Origin of the sequence: Streptosporangium sp. LJ11 (assembly GCF_051918945.1) — a bacterium.
GTDB lineage: Bacteria > Actinomycetota > Actinomycetes > Streptosporangiales > Streptosporangiaceae > Streptosporangium.
This window is the reverse complement of sequence record NZ_JBPXMB010000037.1, coordinates 1-18,602: the sequence shown is the minus strand read 5'-3', so window position 1 is coordinate 18,602 and position 18,602 is coordinate 1. Positions and strand designations below refer to the sequence as shown.

General features: G+C 68.3%; 16 protein-coding genes. 9 read left to right on the top strand and 7 right to left on the bottom strand.

The features are described 5' to 3' along the window. Nucleotides 1-110: 110 nt before the first annotated feature. From ACTOQ3_RS38230 to ACTOQ3_RS38210, 5 genes are all read right to left on the bottom strand, one after another. Nucleotides 111-776, bottom strand: coding sequence for a B3/B4 domain-containing protein (locus ACTOQ3_RS38230; protein ID WP_440088548.1), 666 nt, complete (start codon nt 774-776; stop codon nt 111-113). Nucleotides 777-822: 46 nt separating this feature from the next. After that, on the bottom strand, nt 823-1,101 hold the full coding sequence (locus ACTOQ3_RS38225; protein WP_362846078.1) for a helix-turn-helix domain-containing protein: 279 nt from the start codon (nt 1,099-1,101) through the stop codon (nt 823-825). A 7-nt stretch (nt 1,102-1,108) separates the two neighbouring features. Continuing rightward, on the bottom strand, nt 1,109-1,468 hold the full coding sequence (locus tag ACTOQ3_RS38220; RefSeq protein ID WP_440088547.1) for a type II toxin-antitoxin system RelE/ParE family toxin: 360 nt from the start codon (nt 1,466-1,468) through the stop codon (nt 1,109-1,111). 114 nt (nt 1,469-1,582) lie between these two features. Beyond that, nucleotides 1,583-4,120 (bottom strand): glycoside hydrolase family 9 protein, encoded by a 2,538-nt coding sequence (locus ACTOQ3_RS38215; protein WP_440088546.1) that lies wholly within the window; start codon nt 4,118-4,120, stop codon nt 1,583-1,585. A 217-nt stretch (nt 4,121-4,337) separates the two neighbouring features. Beyond that, on the bottom strand, nt 4,338-5,231 hold the full coding sequence (locus ACTOQ3_RS38210) for a glutathione S-transferase family protein (RefSeq protein WP_440088545.1): 894 nt from the start codon (nt 5,229-5,231) through the stop codon (nt 4,338-4,340). Between the two features lie 318 nt (nt 5,232-5,549). Between ACTOQ3_RS38210 and ACTOQ3_RS38205 the strand changes: the two genes are divergently transcribed. The 3 genes from ACTOQ3_RS38205 to ACTOQ3_RS38195 all read left to right on the top strand — a co-directional run bounded on the left by ACTOQ3_RS38205 (nt 5,550) and on the right by ACTOQ3_RS38195 (nt 7,475). After that, nucleotides 5,550-6,332 carry an ABC transporter ATP-binding protein gene (locus ACTOQ3_RS38205; RefSeq protein WP_440088543.1) on the top strand — a complete coding sequence of 261 codons (783 nt, stop codon included), beginning with the start codon at nt 5,550-5,552 and terminating at the stop codon, nt 6,330-6,332. Then, nucleotides 6,329-6,850 carry an NADPH-dependent FMN reductase gene (locus tag ACTOQ3_RS38200; protein ID WP_440088542.1) on the top strand — a complete coding sequence of 174 codons (522 nt, stop codon included), beginning with the start codon at nt 6,329-6,331 and terminating at the stop codon, nt 6,848-6,850. The genes ACTOQ3_RS38205 and ACTOQ3_RS38200 overlap by 4 nt, the downstream gene beginning before the upstream one ends. Nucleotides 6,851-6,968: 118 nt before the next feature. After that, a complete protein-coding gene (locus ACTOQ3_RS38195) occupies nt 6,969-7,475 on the top strand; it encodes a flavin reductase family protein (protein ID WP_440088541.1) in 507 nt (168 codons plus the stop codon). Between the two features lie 361 nt (nt 7,476-7,836). Here ACTOQ3_RS38195 and ACTOQ3_RS38190 read toward each other — a convergent pair whose 3' ends face one another. Continuing rightward, complete coding sequence (locus ACTOQ3_RS38190) at nt 7,837-8,895, bottom strand: NAD(P)H-dependent amine dehydrogenase family protein (protein ID WP_440088540.1); 1,059 nt, start codon at nt 8,893-8,895, stop codon at nt 7,837-7,839. A 339-nt stretch (nt 8,896-9,234) separates the two neighbouring features. Between ACTOQ3_RS38190 and ACTOQ3_RS38185 the strand changes: the two genes are divergently transcribed. Beyond that, on the top strand, nt 9,235-10,131 hold the full coding sequence (locus ACTOQ3_RS38185) for an SDR family oxidoreductase (protein ID WP_440088539.1): 897 nt from the start codon (nt 9,235-9,237) through the stop codon (nt 10,129-10,131). A 156-nt stretch (nt 10,132-10,287) separates the two neighbouring features. Here the strand turns inward: ACTOQ3_RS38185 and ACTOQ3_RS38180 are convergent, their stop codons facing one another. Beyond that, the gene (locus ACTOQ3_RS38180; protein WP_440088538.1) at nt 10,288-10,779 is read right to left on the bottom strand and encodes a MarR family winged helix-turn-helix transcriptional regulator; all 492 of its coding nucleotides are present in this window, start codon (nt 10,777-10,779) and stop codon (nt 10,288-10,290) included. Between the two features lie 114 nt (nt 10,780-10,893). On the opposite strand from ACTOQ3_RS38180, the gene ACTOQ3_RS38175 reads away from it, so the two are divergent. From ACTOQ3_RS38175 to ACTOQ3_RS38155, 5 genes are all read left to right on the top strand, one after another. Then, nucleotides 10,894-11,697: an SDR family NAD(P)-dependent oxidoreductase gene (locus ACTOQ3_RS38175; RefSeq protein ID WP_440088537.1), complete on the top strand. Its 804-nt coding sequence runs from the start codon at nt 10,894-10,896 to the stop codon at nt 11,695-11,697. Nucleotides 11,698-12,174: 477 nt separating this feature from the next. Beyond that, nucleotides 12,175-12,798, top strand: coding sequence for an NAD(P)H:quinone oxidoreductase (gene wrbA / locus ACTOQ3_RS38170; RefSeq protein WP_440088535.1), 624 nt, complete (start codon nt 12,175-12,177; stop codon nt 12,796-12,798). Between the two features lie 837 nt (nt 12,799-13,635). After that, complete coding sequence (locus tag ACTOQ3_RS38165) at nt 13,636-17,094, top strand: ThuA domain-containing protein (protein WP_440088533.1); 3,459 nt, start codon at nt 13,636-13,638, stop codon at nt 17,092-17,094. Between the two features lie 133 nt (nt 17,095-17,227). Continuing rightward, nucleotides 17,228-18,409, top strand: a complete 1,182-nt coding sequence (locus ACTOQ3_RS38160; RefSeq protein ID WP_440088531.1) for an ROK family protein — start codon at nt 17,228-17,230, stop codon at nt 18,407-18,409. Next, nucleotides 18,406-18,602, top strand: a 197-nt coding sequence (locus tag ACTOQ3_RS38155; RefSeq protein ID WP_440088530.1) for an ATP-binding cassette domain-containing protein, incomplete at its 3' end; no start/stop codon positions are given. The genes ACTOQ3_RS38160 and ACTOQ3_RS38155, both read left to right, overlap by 4 nt.

The following is an 18,602-nucleotide window of genomic DNA, read 5'->3' as shown; positions in this document are numbered from 1 at the left end:
AGTCTGACGACAGCTTCCTTGCCGATCCTCTCAGCATGGGTTAAAACGGTCAGCAACCGGGTAACTGTTTACCCGCTCAGGCCCTGGTCAGCCCGATGTGGCAGGCATGATCAGCCCGGCCAGACCAGCCGGGACTCCACCCGTATCCCCGGGGTGACATCTTCGAGCAGCCCGGCCAGGTCGTCCCCGGCCGCGCGCAGCTCCTCCAGGGACAGGGGGGCGAGCCGCTCCAGCAGGAACAGCGCGTCCGTCGTCTCCTCGGTGATCCGGGTGCGGACGCACTGCCGCCAGTTCCAGCGGCGGCAGGTGACGCCCATGTCGTCGCGCCAGACGACCTCGCCGGCCTCCGGGTGGTCGATCGCGGGCTCGCCCTTCTCGATCACCTCGAACGGCTCGTCGCCGCTCGCGCGCACCAGCCTCGCCGTCCCCTCGTAGCGGGCCAGGTCCTCCCCGCCGATCGGCAGGCCGTGCCTGATGCTGATCGCGTTGTAGGCGTCGACCGCCCGGTTGATCTCCGGCGGCGGCATCCGCCTGACCAGCGCGTCCACCGACGGCCTGGTCCGCTGCGGCTTCGCCCCGAACCCCCGGTAGGCCTCCCGCCACGCCTCGATCCTCGGGTCGTCGACCGCCACGGCCTTCTCCGCCGCCTCCGCCAGCCAGGCCCGCGACCTGTCGTCCGTGGGCCCGTTGCGCAGCCCGTACACCTCCATCAGCAGCACCCCGAAGTCGGGCCTGAGCATGCTGACGGCGGGATCCACCCGGATGTCCTCGATCACGCCCCCAGTTTAGGGCGCCCACCGCCCCTGTCCCCCGGGAGCGGCGTCAGGCGGCCGCGTGGGGGGTGAAGGTGACGTTCAAGTCGGCGTCCAGCGCTTTCGCCAGGCGCCGGAGCAGTGCCAGCGTCGGGGTGACCCCCCCTGTTTCCAGGCGGGACACCTGCGGTTGGGTCATCCCGGCCCGCTCGGCCAGCTCGGCTTGCGAAAGGCCGAGTTCCGTCCGGCGGTTGTAGACCTGCTGCCCCAGAAGCAACGCCTCGCGGGCCTCCTGGTAGGCGTCGGCCCGGCGCTCGGCGCCCGTCCGCTCCCACGTGCTGTGAGCCATGCCCCACTCAGTCCTTCCAGACGCGGTCGTAGACCTCCGAGGCGACCACATGAAGATTCTCACATTCGACCTGTGCTCGACGAGCGCGTTCAATCCGACCGGTCTCCCTGCGGCGTGTCTTGGTGAAGACGGTGAGAAGGATGATGCGCCGGCGGGGAGCGAGCCAGTAGGTGATCCTGACCTGACGGCGTGTGAGCGAGAGGCGCAGCTCACACACTTTGCCGCCAACGTGCTTGGAGTACGGCTCGTCGAGCGTCTCGGCCTGTTCGGAGAGGAGATCGGCCAGGGCTTCGACCTTCACGTAGTCGCGCTCGGACAGCGACTCAAGCCAAGATCGGATCTCGGGCTCGATGACATATAGCCTCACGGAGCGTGAGGCTATATGTCATCGATTATATAATCCGCGATACGCCGAGATCGGTAACCGCAGGTCACCGGCTCGGGCCTCCGATTATGGGCGTACGGCGTCAAGCCGCGCCGGTCACGTGCAGAGGGTGCCGTTGAGGAGGAAGCGTTCCGGTCTGGGGTTGGGTCCGGGGGCGTCGGCGCCGAGGAAGCCGAAGGTGACCGAGCCGCCGGGCTTGATGGTCTTGTTCCAGGTGAGGTTCCTGGCCGTCACGGTCGCGCCGTCCTGGCCGAGGTCCGCGCTCCAGTGTCTCCGGACGGCCTGGCCGCCCAGGAAGGACCAGCTGAGGGTCCAGCCGTCGATCGCCTTGGGGCCGGTGTTGGTGATGGTGACCTGGGTGGTGAACCCCCCGGTCCACTGGCCGTGGTTGGTGTAGGCGACCTCGCACGGGCCGGGGGCGGCGGGGGTGGCGAGGTAGGAGGCGATCCAGGAGAGCGGGGAGTTCCAGTTGATCGTCAGCTCGTTGGTGGCCCACGACTCGATGTCGTCGATGTAGCAGAACTGGGGCTTGCAGCCCCGGAGCTTGGCCTGCGCCACCGGGTCCTGGATGGCGGAGTTCGGGCCCCCGGCCAGGGTGCCGCGCGGCGGGTTGGGCAGGGACGGGTCGAGCTGGTGGGCGTACCAGCGGCTGTGCTGGTTCTTCGAGGCGACCTCGCCGTAGCCGGTCACGTACGACTGGTTGAGGGCGTTGCGCCCGAAGATGTAGTCGAGCCCCTCCAGCACCCCGTCGCGGTATTTCGCCTCGCCGCTCAGGTCGTGGGCGACGGCCATCACGACCATGTTGTTGAGCACCAGGTTGTTGGAGCCCCAGTCGTAGTCCGGCGGGTTGTACGGAACGCCGTACGGGTGGGCCTTCTGGACGGCGAGATACTTGTCCGCGCCCTCCAGGACGGATTGGCGCACCCGCGCCCGGTCGGGGAGCGCGCTGGGCACGGAGGCCAGCTGCAGGCGGCCGAGCTGGGCGGTGTTGCCCCAGTCGAAGCCGCGCTCGCGCCAGATGTCGCCGGTGTGGTGCGGTGAGGCGAGCACGTAGTCCATGAACTCCTTCTCGCCGGTGGCGAGATAGAGCTCGGCGGCGGCCCAGTAGAACTCGTCGGTCACGTTGTCGTCGTTGTAGGCGCCGCCGCCCACCCCGTCCGCCGGGTCCGCGTACCGCGCGGGGTTCGCCTTCGCCGCCGCCCACGCCTTCCTGGCCGCCGCGAGGTTGCGCGCGGCGAACGCGGCGTCGTATGGGGCGAAGAGGCGGGCCGCCTGGGCCGCGGTGGCGGCCAGGTTGAGGGTGGCGGCGGTGGAGACCGGGTGCAGCTCGCGTGGCTGGGGGTCCAGGTGGGGCAGCAGGGGCAGGCCGGTCCACGCGGCGTCGTGGATCTTGTGGTGGGCCATCCCCGCGTACGGCTTGCCGTCGGGGACCTGCATGCTGAGCAGGAACTCCTGTTCCCAGCGGGCCTCGTCGAGGATGTCGGGCACCTCGTTGCCGCTCTCGGGGATGTCGAGGTCGCCGTCCTTGTGGACGCCGTCGGCCTTGGCGCGCTCGAAGGCGGACATCAGCTGGTGGACGGAGATGCCGCCGTTGACGACGTACTTGCCGTGGTCGCCCGCGTCGTACCAGCCGCCCTTGACGTTCAGCGTGTAGTCGCAGACGCCCGGCTGGCAGGGCACCTCGACGTCGCCCCGGTTGGGGGCGACCCCGACGTGGCCGGCGGGCCTTCCGTAGCCGGGGCGGAGCTCGTCGAGGATCGGGATGCCGCTGCGCTGGGTGTAGTAGAACTTCAGCGCGTCGGTCCTGAGGTCGCCGTAGACGTCCGCGCCGATGTCGAAGGGGCGGCTGGTCTCGCCGTCGGCCTCCAGCGTGTAGCCGGTGCCGGGGGCGGTGACCGTGCCGAAGTCGATCGAGTGCACGTTCTGGCCGGAGCTCCCGTCGACGCCGCGCGGGACGGTGTCGCCCTCGGCGACGACCTCCCCGCCCTCCCCGCCGCGCCTGAGCTTCCAGGCGACCGGCTCCGTCTTCTCGGTGACGAGGGTGGCGTTCTTCGGCCCCGAGGGCAGGTAGCCGACCATGTTCACCCGGACGCGGGGCCCGGTGTCCGGTTCGTAGACGTCGGGTTCGGCCCCGCCCTTGAGGGAGACGTTGTCCACGCAGAACCTCCATGGGGTGGCGCTGCCCCCAAGCTGGAACGCCACCTGCGCGCCCGGCAGGTCCACGGGCGAGGTGAAGGTGTAGCGGTAGTCGTTGCCGGACACGCTCAGCTCCGGGTTGGCCGACAGGTACTGCGTGTAGGGGTCGACCGGGAGCTGGACGAGGGCCTTGGCCACCCGGCCCGGCGTGGCGGTCCCGAAGAAGGAGAACTCGTACGTCTCGTCCTTGACCAGGGGGATGTCGTTCTGGCCGATGATGACGTCCCAGGGGTTGGCGGTGCCGCCGGGGATGTCGGCGCACAGACGGCCGCCCTCGACCTCCAGCGCGGTGTTGCCGGTGCTCCACCAGGGAGCCGTGCCGGTGTCGAAGGTGCCGTTGACGATCTGTTCCGGGCCGTCCGCGGCGGCGGGCAGGGGGGTCAGGGTCACCAGGGCGGCGGCCGTGGCGAGGGCGAGCCAGGCAGGTGGTCTGATCACGGGGGGTCCTTTGAGCGGGGGAGGTGCCAGGTTGCGGGAGCTTGGGTCCGAGGATCCCCGTCAGAGGGATCCAAGTGGGAGCGCTCCCACAACCTGGGTGCCCGATGTTTCCAGCGCGTTTCACCCACCGTCAACCGGTCACTCTCCCCGACCACCCGCCGACCGGGTGAATGACCGATTTGTCGGATGAAACTTTCAGGCCCTCCCGGAGTCCGTCTCAGGGAGCGGTCCAGTCGACCTCCGGCCCCCGGGGCACGATCCCGCTCGGGTTGACGTTCGTCTGCGTCACGAAGTAATGCCGCTTGATCTGATCGAAGTCGGTCGTGTCGCGGAACGCGGGAACGGCGTACAGGCCGCGGGCGTAGGCCCACAGGGCCGGGTGGTCGGTCAGCCGCCGCACCGAGCACTTGAAGTGCGAGTTGTAGACGGCGTCGAACCTGGCGAGCGTCGGGTAGAGCCGCACGTCGCTCTCGGTGAGCGCGTCGCCGTGCAGATATCGGCGGGTGGACAGCCGCTCCTCCAGCAGGTCGAGCGTGGCGAACACCTCGGTGACCGCCTCGTCGTACGCCTCCTGCGAGCGGGCGAACCCGGCCCGGTAGACGCCGTTGTTGAGGCCGTGGAAGATCACCTCGTTGAGCGCGTCGATCTCCTCGCGCAGTTCCTCGGGATAGAGGTCGGGGGCGCCCTCGGCGTGCCAGGGCGCGAAGGCCGTTTCCAGGGTGAGGGTGATCTGCGGGTAGTCGTTGGTGACCAGGCGCCCGGCGGCGACGTCCCAGACGCAGGGCACCGTGTAGCGGCCCTCGTAGCCGGGGTCGGTCGCCAGGTAGAGCTCGGAGAGGTACTCCACCCCGGTCACCGGGTCGCCCCCGGGGATCCGCCAGCCCTTCTCGTCCCTGATCGGGTCGACGATCGTCACCCCGACCACCTCCCGCAGGCCCAGCAGCTCACGGACGATGAGGGAGCGGTGCGCCCACGGGCAGGCGTAGGAGGCGTAGATCTGGTAGCGGCCGGGCTCCGGCGGGTGCTCGCCGCCCGCCTCGATCCGCGTCGTGAACCGGTTCGGCTGCCTCTCGAAGCGACCGCCGCCGGAGATCTCCTTTTCCAGCTTCATGCTTCGACGGTACGGGACCCCGGCCGTGAGGGCACCCGCTCCGCCGAGGTATTCCATGTACAACCAGTAGGAAATATTGACTTACCGCGAAGTGGTGCGTAGCTTCTCCGGTATGGGCATCTATCTGACTCGGTGCGCGCACGTCGACCTCTGCCGCGTGTTCAGCGCACAGTGTCCGTGATCATGAATCCACCCGCCGTCCCATCCCACACCTCACAGGACGCATAGGACGCATCTCGTGATCATGATCAGACATGTCCCCATCCCCCTCCTCGCCGGTCCCGTCATCCCCGCCCGCGCCTTTCCGGGAGGTGTCCGGTGAGGCTCCGGATCCAGGGGGTCGGCAAGGAGTTCACCGGCCGCGACACCCACCGCTCCTTCGCCGCCCTCGACGACGTCAACCTCGACGTACGGGAGGGAGAGCTCCTCACCCTGGTCGGGCCGAGCGGCTGCGGCAAGTCCACCCTCCTCGACCTGATCGCCGGGTTGGCCGCGCCGACCACCGGCCGGATCCTGCTGGACGGCGTCCCCCTCGACGGCCCCGGTCTCGGCCGGGGGATCGTCCTGCAGCAGTACGCGTTGTTCCCCTGGCGCACGGCACTGTCCAACATCGAGTTCGCGCTGGAGGGCAGGGCCGCCACGAAGGGGGAGCGCGCCGAGCTGGCCAGGGAGTATCTGGACCTGGTGGGGCTGGGCGAGTTCGGTGACCGTTATCCCCACGAGCTCTCCCTCGGGATGCCCCAGCGCGTGGCCGTCGCCAGGAGCCTGGCCGCGGATCCGGCCGTGCTGCTGCTGGACGAGCCGTTCTCCGCGCTGGACGCCGGGACCAGGGAGTCCCTCCAGGAGGAACTGGTGCGGATCTGGGAGAGGACCGGTACGACGATCCTGTTCGCCACCCGGAGCATCGACGAGGCCGTCTACCTCGGCCGGAGGGTCGCGGTCATGACGTCCCGGCCCGGCCGGATCGGGCGGACCGTCGAGGTGGATCTCGGCCCCCGCGAGGGAGATCCGAGGGGCGGTTCCCGCTTCGGGGAGTACCGACACGAGGTGTGGAAGCTTCTCCGTTCCGACGTCGACCAGGAAGCGCCGGTGGCCTCATGAGCATCGTGACCGTGGTGGGAAATCCGCGGCCCGGATCGCGCACCCACGGGGTGGCCGTCCGGGCGGCGGAGGCCGTCGCCCGGCGGATCGGGGACGGGGAGGCTCCCGAGGTCGTCGACCTGGCGGCCCTGGCCCCGCTGCTGTTCGCCCCGGGGACGGCGCCGGAGGTGAGGGCCGCGCTGGAACTGGTGGCCGGAGCCGACGTGCTGGTGGTGGCGAGCCCGACCTACAAGGCCACCTACACCGGCCTGCTCAAGGTGTTCCTCGACCGGCTGCCGGGCGGCGCGCTCGCCTCGGCCGTCGCGCTGCCGCTCCTGGTGATGGGGGACGCCAGGCACTCGCTGGCGGTGGAGGTCCATTTCCGCCCGCTGCTGGTGGAGCTGGGGGCGACGGTGCCCACCCCGGGCCTCGCGCTGCTGGAGTCGCAGATTCCCGACCTCGACGCCGCCCTCGGTCCCTGGGCCGACCGGGTCGGCCCGCAGGTGATCGCGGCACTCGGGAAAAGGGCTCTCGCGTGACGCGGGAAGAGATAGAGACCCCTACGGGTTTTGAGTAGTGTCCTTTGTTCCTTAAAGGGGAAAAAGTGACCAAGTGGATCATCTTCACAGTAACCCACACAGTCCTAAGCGAGGCGGCATGACCGAGACACTGTCCGGCAGAGCGGTCGACGCGGAGCGTTTCCGGCAGGCGCTTGCCGTCCACGCGGCGGGAGTCGTCGTCGTCACCGCTCAGGTCGAGGGCATGCCGGTCGGCCTCACGGCGACCTCGTTCTCATCCGTCAGCCTCGCGCCCCCGCTGGTCTCCTTCTACGTGGACCAGTCCTCGACCACCTGGCCCTGGCTCAGGCAGGCGGACCACTTCGCGGTGAACGTGCTGGCCAGCGACCAGGCCGAGGTGGCCTCGCGCTTCGCCAGGAAGGGCGTCGACCGCTTCGCCGCCCCCACCTCCTGGACCCCCGGGCACCTGGGCGTCCCGCTGCTGGAGGGCGTCTCGGCCCACCTGATCTGCGCTCCCCACTCCACCGTCGACATCGGCGACCACGTCCTGGTCGTCGGACTCGTGATCGAGACCAGCCTCGAACCCGGCGGACGCCCGCTCCTGTATCACCAGGGCCGCTTCGGGCGCTTCACCCCGCACCCCTGACCCCTCTCGATCCCTCCTGATCCCGCGGGAACCCTCCGGCCGATCTCGCGGGGGACGTCCGCGCCGGAGCGTTCCTCGCGGGTGCCGCGGCCGGCGCGGGAGGGGGAACGCGGCGCGGGAACCGGAGGTGTCGCGGCCGGCCGGCGCATTGGCGCACGCGCGGAGGCCCGCAGATCCGTTTGTTGAATGAAATGTTGATTGCCGCGATTTCTCACTTATGGCATTACATATGCCAGTTGTCGTGGATGAGACTTCTATCTGTCGTACTCAGGCTCATCATGCGGCTCGTCCGGCCCGCCGCGGGGCGGAGCCGTGGAGTGTCCACGCGGGGGATGCCTCGGAGGGGGGCCGAGGAGGATCCTCAGGCGAGGCGGACGGTGCCCCGGCCGGTGGCCAGGGGGAGCTCCACCGCGGTGCGGATGCCCGGTGGGGCGGCGCAGAGGGCGGCGACGGAGTTCACGGCGTGGGCGGCGGCGCCGGCCAGACCGTGCGAGATCTCGTCCACGGTGAGCATCAGCTGGGGCACCCCCTCGATGTGGACGCTGAAGCCGGGATCGGCCCAGCGTTCCACCCGGGTGGCGTCGGCCTTGTAGACGCACTCCACCGTCATGAAGGGACGGCCGCGGACCAGCCCGCTGAACATCCAGCGGGACGCGCACACGGTGCCCGCCCTGACCAGCCCCGCGCTGATCTCGAACTCCTCGGACGCGAGCTCGAACTCGTCGCTCTCCTCGACCTCGTCGAGGGCCACACCGAGGTTGTCGGCCACGAACTGGACGCTCTCGGCGAACAGCGAGCGCTGGAAGGCGCGGAAGGGGCGCACGGCGGCGACGTAGTCCTTGGCCGAACGCGTGAAGCCGAACAGGTCCACCACGATCTGCCGGGACGGGTGCCCCCGGAAGTCGGACGACTCCCGGACGTAGATGTGGTCGACGCGGCTGGACAGGCCGGTCAGCGTGAGCGGCAGGATGTCGCTTATGAAACCGGGGTTGACGCCGGTGCCGTGCAGGGACGTGCCCCCCGCGCGACAGGCGGCCTCCAGGCGCTCCACCACCCCCGGGCCGTAGCACTTGGGATACACGAACCCGGTGGTGGTGATGACGTTCTTGCCGGCGGCGAGCAGTGCGCAGATGGTCTCCACGTCGCTCGGATACTCCCCGCCGAAGTAGGACGCCGGCAGCGGCATGTGCAGCACGCAGTCGGCCTCCGTGGCGAGAATCTCCTCGACGTCGTCGGTGCAGGTGACACCGGCCTCGGGGAGCCCCACGAGGGTCCCCGCGTCCTGTCCTACCTTGTCCGGGTCGTAGACCAGGACTCCGGCCAGTTCGAACTCCGGCCGGGTGATCACGCTGCGCAGGGAGTATCTGCCGACGGCGCCCGTGGCCCACTGGACCACGCGCAGGGGCGGCGATAAGGACATATAGGGCCTCCAGCCCAAAATATTGGGCGGGGCCGTACTAGGAAAAAGTGAGGGGTGTCGTCGTTGACCCTCGCCCGTGTGGGGCAAAAACTTTAGCAGAAATTAACACGTGTGCTTACTATCCGCAATGATCCCACGCGTTTTTTGTTACCACTCCACGCCTTTCTTTTCATGGGCCGGACCGGTGCCGGGAAGGTCCCGCCGACGGTTCGTCATGGTTCGGCGGATGTCGTCCCGGTGATTTCGCAGGCGGTGTCCCGAGGATCCCCATGGCATCACGAGGGCCGGGCGAGCTATTGTTCAAACGACTAGAATTATGTTCTCGTGGGAGGGTTGCGGATGTCAGAGCTGCGGTTTGACGGCAGGGTCGCGGTCATCACCGGCGCCGGGCACGGACTCGGCCGCTCGCACGCGCTGTCGCTCGCCGAGCGCGGCGCCAAGGTGGTGGTCAACGACCTGGGCGGGGCACTGGACGGCACCGGCGCCTCCGCGGGCCCGGCCGCCGAGGTGGTCGAGCTGATCAGGAAGAACGGCGGGGAGGCGACCGCCAACACCGACAACGTCGCGACCCCCGAGGGGGCCCAGGCGATCGTGGGGACCGCGATCGACACCTACGGGCGGCTGGACATCGTCGTCAACAACGCCGGCATCCTGCGGGACAAGTCCTTCGGCAAGATCAGCGTCGAGGAGTTCGACCAGGTCCTCGCCGTCCACGTCCGCGGCTCGTTCCTGGTCAGCCGGGCGGCGTTCCCGTACCTCAAGGAGCAGGGGTACGGCCGGATCATCAACACCTCCTCGCCCGCCGGGCTGTTCGGCAACTTCGGCCAGGCCAACTACTCCACCGCCAAGATGGGCCTGGTCGGCCTCACCAAGACGCTCGGTATCGAGGGCGCCAAAGCCGGGATCAAGGCCAACGCGATCGCGCCGATCGCCTGGACCCGGATGACCGAGGAGATCCTGCCCGCCGAGTTCGAGGCCAAATTCACCGCCGAGCGGGTCAGCGCCCTGGTGACCTTCCTGGCGCACGAGGCCTGCGAGACCAGCGGCGAGGTCTTCAGCGTCGGCGGCGGCCGGATCGCCCGGGTGTTCGTGGCCGAGGGACCCGGCTGGCGGCAGGACGACCACACGGTGGAGGACATCCGGGACAACTGGGAGGCGATCCTCGCCGAGCAGCCGTACCTGACCCCGACCACTCTCGGGCGGCAGGCGACCGCCTCGATGAAGGCCATGCTTTGACGGTCACGTACCGGCCGCGGTGGCCGCCGTGGTCGTGACGGCCGGACATTCGAGGGCGTTCTCGTTTCGAGGGCGCCCTTTTCTTTCGCGTCGAAGGGGGCGGGGGGTGAATCCCCTCGGCGCGGGCCGGCTCTTCCGTCCGAGGCTTCGCGGGCGTCACTGCGACGGCCAGCCCATCGTGATGAGCTTCCGCACGTCGACCATCCCGGTGGCCAGCGCCTCGCTGATCTCCCGCAAGGACTCTTGCTGCTCACGGGTGAGGCGGTCGAACATGAGTGCCCGAACCTGCTCGGCGTGGCGGGGGGCGGCCCGCCGGACCTGCTCCATGCCTTCGTCGGTGAGTTCCGCCAGCTGGCCACGCGCGTCCGAGGGAGACGGCACCCGGCGGACCCAGCCGTCGCGCACCAGCCGGTCGACCGCGTGGCTCAGCCTGCTGCGGTCGAAGACACACGCGGCCGCGAGGTTGGCCATCCGCATCGAGCGCCCGGGCGCTTCCGAAAGCCGGGTGAGGATCTCGTAGTAGGTGAAGGAGAGATCCGCCTCCTCCTTCAGGTCTCGTTCCAGCCGATCGAACAACAGCCTGCTGGCGATCAGGAAGCTGCGCCACGTCCGCTGCTCCTCCTCGTCAAGCCACCGGGTCTCCGTCATCTCGACCTCGCACGAGTTAGTTGAAATTTCAGCACCTTATGCTAGCGTAGGAGAAGGTGCTGAAATTTCAACTACTTCGCGAGGAGGAGATAGATGGACCGTTTGAAGGGCAAGGTGGCGATCGTCACCGGTGCCGCGGGCGGCCTTGGGTTCGCGGGAGCGCGGGCCATGGCGGCCGAGGGGGCACGCGTGGTGATGATGGACCTGTCTTCGTCCGTCCACGAGCGGGCGAAGGAGCTCGTGGGGGAGGGCTTCGACGTCGCGCCGTACGGCGGTGACGTCAGCGTCGAGAACGACATCGCAGGAGTCGTGGCATTCGCCAAGGAGACCTACGGCGGGCTCGATGTGCTGTGGAACAACGCCGGATTGGTAGGCAGCGACTGGATCAAACAGGACACCGACGTGGTGGGTGTCAGCCGTGACTACCTGATGCGGACCTTGGAGGTGAACATGGTCAGCGTCTTCCTCGGCAGCAAGCACGCGATCCCCCTGATGGCCGAAGCCGGGGGTGGATCGATCATCAACACTTCGTCGGTTCAGGCCGCAGGCGGAGACCTCGCGCTGGTCTCGTACGGCACGAGCAAAGCGGCGATCGACTACTTGACGAAGTCCATCGCCACCTCGTTCGGCCATCTCGGCATCCGCTGCAACGCGGTGGCTCCGGGGCTGATCCCGCCGCCCGCCGCACCGGAGGCGCCCGGTGGCGCACACCCCCTGGAGGACGTCGCGCCGGTGAAGCTGGTGCTCGACTCCCAGATGCTCGCGTACGTCGGAGAACAAGCCGATGTGGCCAACGCGGTCGTTTTCCTCGCGTCCGACGAGTCGAAGTTCATCACCGGCCAGCGGATCAACGTCGACGGTGGAACGACCGGTCACCTGCCGACGCTCTCGGATCGTCGCAAACTGGCCGGAGCCTGAGCAGCCGGGCGCACGACCGCCTGGACCACGACCACCGTCAAGGGACGTCCGGGTGAACTCGGTGACCATGCCCGAGAGTTCCCTGTTCGGATCCGCATCGACGATGCGAGCTGTTCTCGCCGGAGGGCGTGCGAATGCCCCCGCCACCGCGGATCACATCCAAGGGGGACATCGTCGGATACGAAATGCGTGCCATGCAGGTCATGATCCGTTGGTCATGGATCAGCAGACCCCATGACCGCTCAGCAAGACGTCGGAACGCCGAGACGCGGAAATAACGACGCAACGATGTGAACCGTGCCGCCCGCGTGCCCGGCCGGATGCCGCGGGTGACCGGCCCTTCTCCCCAGGTCTCGCCCATCGGAGCGAACTGGCCGGAACCCTCGACCGCGGGCTTTTTTCCGCATACCGCAGATCAGCCGCGCAGCCGCCCGGCACATCACGAATTCCTGAACCCTTCACAAGAGAGGACCAACCATGTCCGATATCGTCAACCTTGCCGTGATCTACTACTCCTCGACGGGCACCGGAACGGCGATCGCCAAGGAAATGGCCGAAGCGGCTGAGGCCGCCGGTGCGAATGTCCGCGTCCGCAAAGTACCCGAGCTGGCACCGCAGACCGTGATCGACTCGAATCCGCTCTGGGCCGCCCACCACGCGGCCACCGCCGAGGTGCCGGCTCCGAGCCTTGACGACGTCTCTTGGGCGGACGCCGTCATCTTCGGCTCACCGACCCGGTTCGGCAACGTCGCCGCTCAGCTGAAGCAGTTCATCGACACGTTGTCTCCCCTCTGGCAGACGAATGCGCTGGCCGACAAGGTCTACAGCGCCTTCACCTCGACCGGCACCCGTCACGGTGGGCACGAGTCGACCTTGCTCGCCATTTACAACAGCATCTACCACTTCGGTGGCCTGATCGCGCCGCCCGGCTACACCGACCCCGTCAAGTACGTCGACGGCAACCCGTACGGCACCTCACACCACGCGGTGTTCGGCCCCGACCTGGGCTCGATCGACAATGACACCCGCAACGCCGCCCGCCACCAGGCCGAACGTGTCGTGCGGATCGGGCGGGCGCTCAAGCGAGGAAACGCGGCCTGACGGACGGCTCTTTCGGCGATTGCCGGCCGCACGGAGCGGAAGAGCCCCAGGAAGGTGTCCTGGAACGCGCCAGGCCTGCCACCGGAGCGGGCGCCGGTCTCGACCGGCGCCCGAAAGGGGTGGTGGCGCTGCGACGCAAGGAAACCGAGGTGGCGCGGTGCGGCGGGCCGCATCGCGAGCGCACCTTTCCGGGAGGTGATCACAAGGAGGAGAGCTCCTCAGGAGAAGAAGCCGCTGAGCTGTGCAATCCACCGACCGGGTCGACCAGCGGCAGCCTCCTTGGTGACGAACCGAGTGACAAACTTCTCGTACAGGAACGGACAGCCACGAAACACCAAAAACCACTTCTGCTGTTCGAACTGATGTGGGGCGCCCTTTTCGCTGCTCGAAGGTTCGTCACATGAAAGGTTCATGGTGACTTCCGGCGATTGTGGAACGGTCCGGACGGTGCGCTGAGGTTGTGGAAATCAGATGAATTGCCCGGTAGGACGGGCGGAAGGGGTCGGGGGGACCGTGGCCGCTTTCGCAGTACGGGTGAGAGGTTCTGCTTGACAAGAGCAATCTTTTGCTTGACGGTCGGCAGAACTCGTCCCTACCATCCTGAAATGAGGAGGAAATAAGCTAGAAATCAGCAGATTTCGAGATTTGTACCACTCTGCCGGTGCCGCAACCGGCTCGCCCACCATCTTCCTCCTGATCTTCCGGCATGCCCGCCCAGGCCGCCCGGTCCGTTTCGCATGTCCTTCTCGTTCCCCCCCAGGAGATTCCATGCGCCGCCCGCTCACCGCCTTAATGGTCCCGATCCTGCTCTTGTTATCCGTGGTCTCCGGTTTGTCGATGTCTCCGGCGAACGCGGGAGCCGCGAAGGCGGCCGCCTTCCGGGTGCTGCTGTTCACCGAGACCGCCGACTACGTGCATGCCTCGATCCCGACCGGCATCACGATGGTCCAGCAGCTCGCCGCCGCCAACGACTTCGAGGTCGTCCAGTCGGCCAACTCCTCCTCGTTCAACGACGCGAACCTGGCCACCTTCGACGCGATCATCATGCTGCAGAACTCCGGCATGGTCTGGGACAACGACGCCCAGCGTCAGGCCACCCAGAAGTTCGTCAACGACGGCGGTGGGATCGTGGCGATCCACAACACCACCGACATGAACGTCGAGACCCAGTTCCCCTGGTGGGACCAGCTCGTCCTGGGCGGCGCGCACATGACCGCGCACTCGTCCATCTTGCAGGGCACCGCCAAGGTCCTGGACAAGAAGCACCCCTCCACCGTGGGCCTGCCCGACCGCTGGGTCCGTACCGAGGAGTGGTACAACTTCAGCAAGAACATGCGCGGCGACGTCCACGTCCTGGTCGCCGCCGACGAGAGCACCTACGACGCCGGCGGCAGCAGGATGGGCCCCGACCACCCGATCTCCTGGTGCCGCACCACCGAGGGCGGGCGCGTGTGGGCGACCGCGATGGGCCACGAGAGCGCCTCCTACAACGAGGCCAACTTCCGCCAGCACGTGCTCGGCGGCGTCAAGTGGGCGGCCGGCAACGCCGCGGGCGACTGCGGCGGCACCGTGTGGAACCGGTACCAGAAGGTGACGCTCGACGGCGCGCCCGACCAGCCGATGGGCCTGGACATCGCCCCCAACGGCGACGTCTACTACATCGCCCGCTCCGGCAAGCTCATGCTGGTCCGCAAGAGCAACGGCCAGATCGTGACCACCGGCACGCTGAGCGTCTACACCGGCGGTGAGGACGGGCTGATCGGCATCGCCCTGGATCCGAACTTCGCGACCAACCGCTGGGTCTACCTCAACTACTCGCCCACCGGTTCCGCGGCGATCAACCAGGTCTCCCGGTTCACCCTCAACAGCGCCGGTGACAGCCTGGATCTGTCCAGCGAGAAGAAGCTTCTGGCCATCCCGGCCACCAGGGTCGACGAGCCGGGGCACACCGGCGGGTATCTCACCTTCGGGCCCGGCGGGAACCTCTACATCGGCGTCGGCGACGACATCAACCCCTTCGCCTCCGACGGGTACTCGCCGATCGACGAGCGTTCGGGCCGCGCCAACTTCGACGCGCAGAAGACCAGCGCCAACACCAACGACCTGCGCGGCAAGATCCTGCGGATCCACCCCGAGACCAACGGCACCTACACGATCCCCTCGGGCAACATGTTCGCGCAGGGCACCGCGCAGACCCGCCCGGAGATCTACGCGATGGGCTTCCGTAACCCGTTCCGCTTCTCGGTGGATTCGGAGACCGGCTGGATCTCGGCGGCCGACTACGGCCCCGACGCGGGATCGGCCAACGCCAACCGCGGGCCCGAGGGCACCGTGGAGTGGAACCTGATCAAGTCGCCCGGCTTCTACGGCTGGCCGTACTGCGTGGGCAACAACATCCCGTTCAACGACTACAACTTCGCCACGAACACCTCGGGGGCGAAGTTCAACTGCTCGGCGCCGGTGAACAACTCGCCCAACAACACGGGCATGACGAACCTGCCCGCGGTCAAGCCCGCCAACGTCTGGTACAACTACCACCTCGTGAACGAGTGGCCGGAGATGGGCAACGGCGGCGGCGCGGCTCCGATGGGTGGCCCGTTCTACCACTACGACGCGGCCAACCCCTCGGAGACGAAGTTCCCCTCCTACTTCGACGACACCCCGTTCTTCTACGAGTGGAGCCGCAACTACCTGATGGAGATGCGGCTGGACGGCAGCGGCAACGTCCTGAAGACCAACCGCTTCCTGTCCAACCTCGGGTTCAGGTCACCGCTGGACATGAAGTTCGGCCCCGACGGCGCGATGTACCTGATCGAGTGGGGCGTCGGCTACGGCGGCACCAACCCCGACGACGGCGTCTACCGCATCGACTACATCAACGGCGGCTCACGCTCCCCGATCGCCAAGGCGGGCGGGACGCCCACCTCCGGCCAGGCCCCGCTCACCGTCCAGTTCTCCTCGGCCGGCTCCTCCGACCCCGACGGCGACGCCTTCACCTACGCGTGGGACTTCACCAGCAACGGCTCGACCGACTCCACCGCGGCGAACCCCTCGTTCACCTACACCTCCAACGGCACCTACACCGCCAAGCTCACGATCACCGACACGTCGGGCAAGAGCGGCTCGGCGACGGTGCCCATCACGGTCGGCAACACCGCGCCGGTCGTACGGTTCGGCTCGCCGCCCGACGGCACGACGATCAACTTCGGTGACTCGGTCCCGTACACGGTGACCGTCACCGACCCCGAGGACGGCACGATCGACTGCTCCAAGGTCAGGGTGGTCACGGCGCTGGGCCACGACACCCACAGCCATGACACGGGCCAGTTCACCGGGTGCTCGGGGACCGTCGTGACCACGAACTCCGGACACGACGCCGACGCCAACACCTTCTACGTGCTGACCGCGACCTACACCGACGCGGGCGGCCTGTCCAACACCGCCAACCTGATCCTGCAGCCCCGCCAGAAGCAGGCCGAGTACTTCACCGGCTCCTCCGGGGTCCGGGTCGTCGAGCAGGCCGGCGCGCAGGCCGGCAAGCGCGTCGGGGACATCTCCGGCAACGACTGGATCTCCTTCTCGCCGATGAGCGTCCAGGGGATCACGTCGGTGTCCTACCGGCTGTCCTCGCCGTCGGGCGGCGGCACCATCGAGCTGCGCGCAGACTCGCCCACCGGGCAGCTGCTGTCCACCACGACCGTGCCGAGCACCGGAGGCTGGGACACCTACCAGCAGACGGCCGCCACATCCGTGACGGCGCTGTCCGGCAGCCACCCGCTGTTCCTGGTGTTCAAGCCCTCCGCGGCGAACCAGTTCGACCTCGACTCCTTCACCCTGAACACGACAGGAGGACCGACCGGGCCGGTGGCCGGCGGCGTCTACACCCTGGTCGCCGCGCACAGCTCCAAGGCGGCCGACGTCGAGGGCCAGTCGACGGCAGACGGGGCCAGAGTGGTCCAGTGGACGGCCGGCACCGGCACCAACCAGCGGTGGAGGTTCACCGCCGCGGCCGGCGGCGCCTTCACCCTCACCGGAGTCCAGAGCAGCAAGTGCCTGGACGTGAACGGCGGCTCCACCTCGCCGGGTGGGCTGATCATCCAGTGGACCTGCCACAATGCCGCCAACCAGCAGTGGAGGTTCACCGCCGGGTCCAACGGCACCTACAGGATCGCCTCGGCCGCCAGCAATCTCTGCCTTGAGGTGCCCGGCGCCTCGACGGCCAACGGCACGCAACTGACCCAGGCCACCTGCGGCACCGCCACCAACCAGCAGTGGAGGCTCACCCGGATCAGCTGACCCGACATGGTCAAGTTCGCCGACTTTTGCCGATTGAGGCAAAAGTCGGCGAACTGTTAGGTAAAAGTGATTCACAAACTGGTCTAAAGAGGGTTAGCTTCTGCACACCTGCTCGGAACAGGGAGGGTGTGTAGTGAAGCGGACCGTCGTCCGGCCGGAGAACGCGTACCAGGCCGCGTTGCTCCGGCTGCTGCGCGAGGGGGCGCGGTCGCGCGCCGAACTCGGCGACGTGGCCGCCCTGTCGCGCTCCCGGCTCAACCTGGAACTCGACCGGCTCGTCGAGCTGCGCCTGGCCGAGCAGGCCGGGCTGGCGGCCTCACGCGGCGGGCGCAGGTCCGGCCTGGTGCGGATCTCCGGAGATCTCCGCTTCGCCGGGATCGACATCGGCGCGACCTCCATCGACGTGGCCGTCACCGACGGCGAGATGGAGATCCTCGGCCACCTGAGCGAGCGGTGCGACGTGCGCGACGGTCCGGCGGCCGTGCTCGACCAGGCCATGGAGATGATCGCCAAGCTGGGCGAGCAGGGCCTGTTCACCCAGCTGTACGGCGCGGGGATCGGCCTCCCAGGGCCGGTCAGCTTCCGCGAGGGGGTGCCGGTGGCGCCCCCGATCATGCCCGGCTGGGACCGCTTTCCCGTCAGGGAGGCGGTCGGCCAGGCCCTTGGCTGCCCCGCCGTGGTCGACAACGACGTCAACATCATGGCCCTCGGCGAGCTCCACTCGGGGCTGGCCAGGCAGGTGGACGACTTCCTGCTCGTCAAGATCGGCACCGGCATCGGCTGCGGCATCGTGGTGGACGGCAAGATCTACCGCGGTGTCTCCGGCAGCGCCGGCGACATCGGCCACATCCGCGTCGACGACCAGGGTCCCGTCTGCGCCTGCGGCAACGTCGGCTGCCTGGAGGCCTACTTCGGCGGGACCGCCCTCGCCAGGGAGGCCACGGCCATCGCCGGGCGCTCGGCCTACCTGAGCCGGCGCCTCGACCTGACGGGCACCCTCACCGCCGAGGACGTCGCCAAGGCCGCCGAGATGGGCGACGCCGAGGCGGTACGGCTCATCCGCGACGGCGGGCGCAGGGTCGGCACGGTGCTGGCCGGCCTCGTCAGCTTCTTCAACCCCGGCCTCGTGATCATCGCGGGAGGAGTGGCCCAGCTGGGTCACGTCCTCCTGGCGGAGATCAGAAGTGTCGTCTACCGCCGGTCGCTGCCCCTGGCGACCGGCAACCTGCCCATCGTGCTCTCGGAGCTCGGACCCGACGCCGGCGTGGTCGGCGCGGCCAGGCTCAGCAGCGACCACGTCCTCTCGGCCCCATGATGAACCAGCGAGGCCCCATGTCAGAAGCCAACCCCCTGCTCCTCATGCGCGGGATCGTCAAGCAGTTCCCCGGAGTGCGCGCCCTCGACGGCGTCGACCTGGAAGTGCTGCCCGGAGAGGTGCACTGCCTGCTCGGCCAGAACGGCGCCGGGAAGTCCACGCTGATCAAGACTCTGGCGGGCGCTCACCAGCC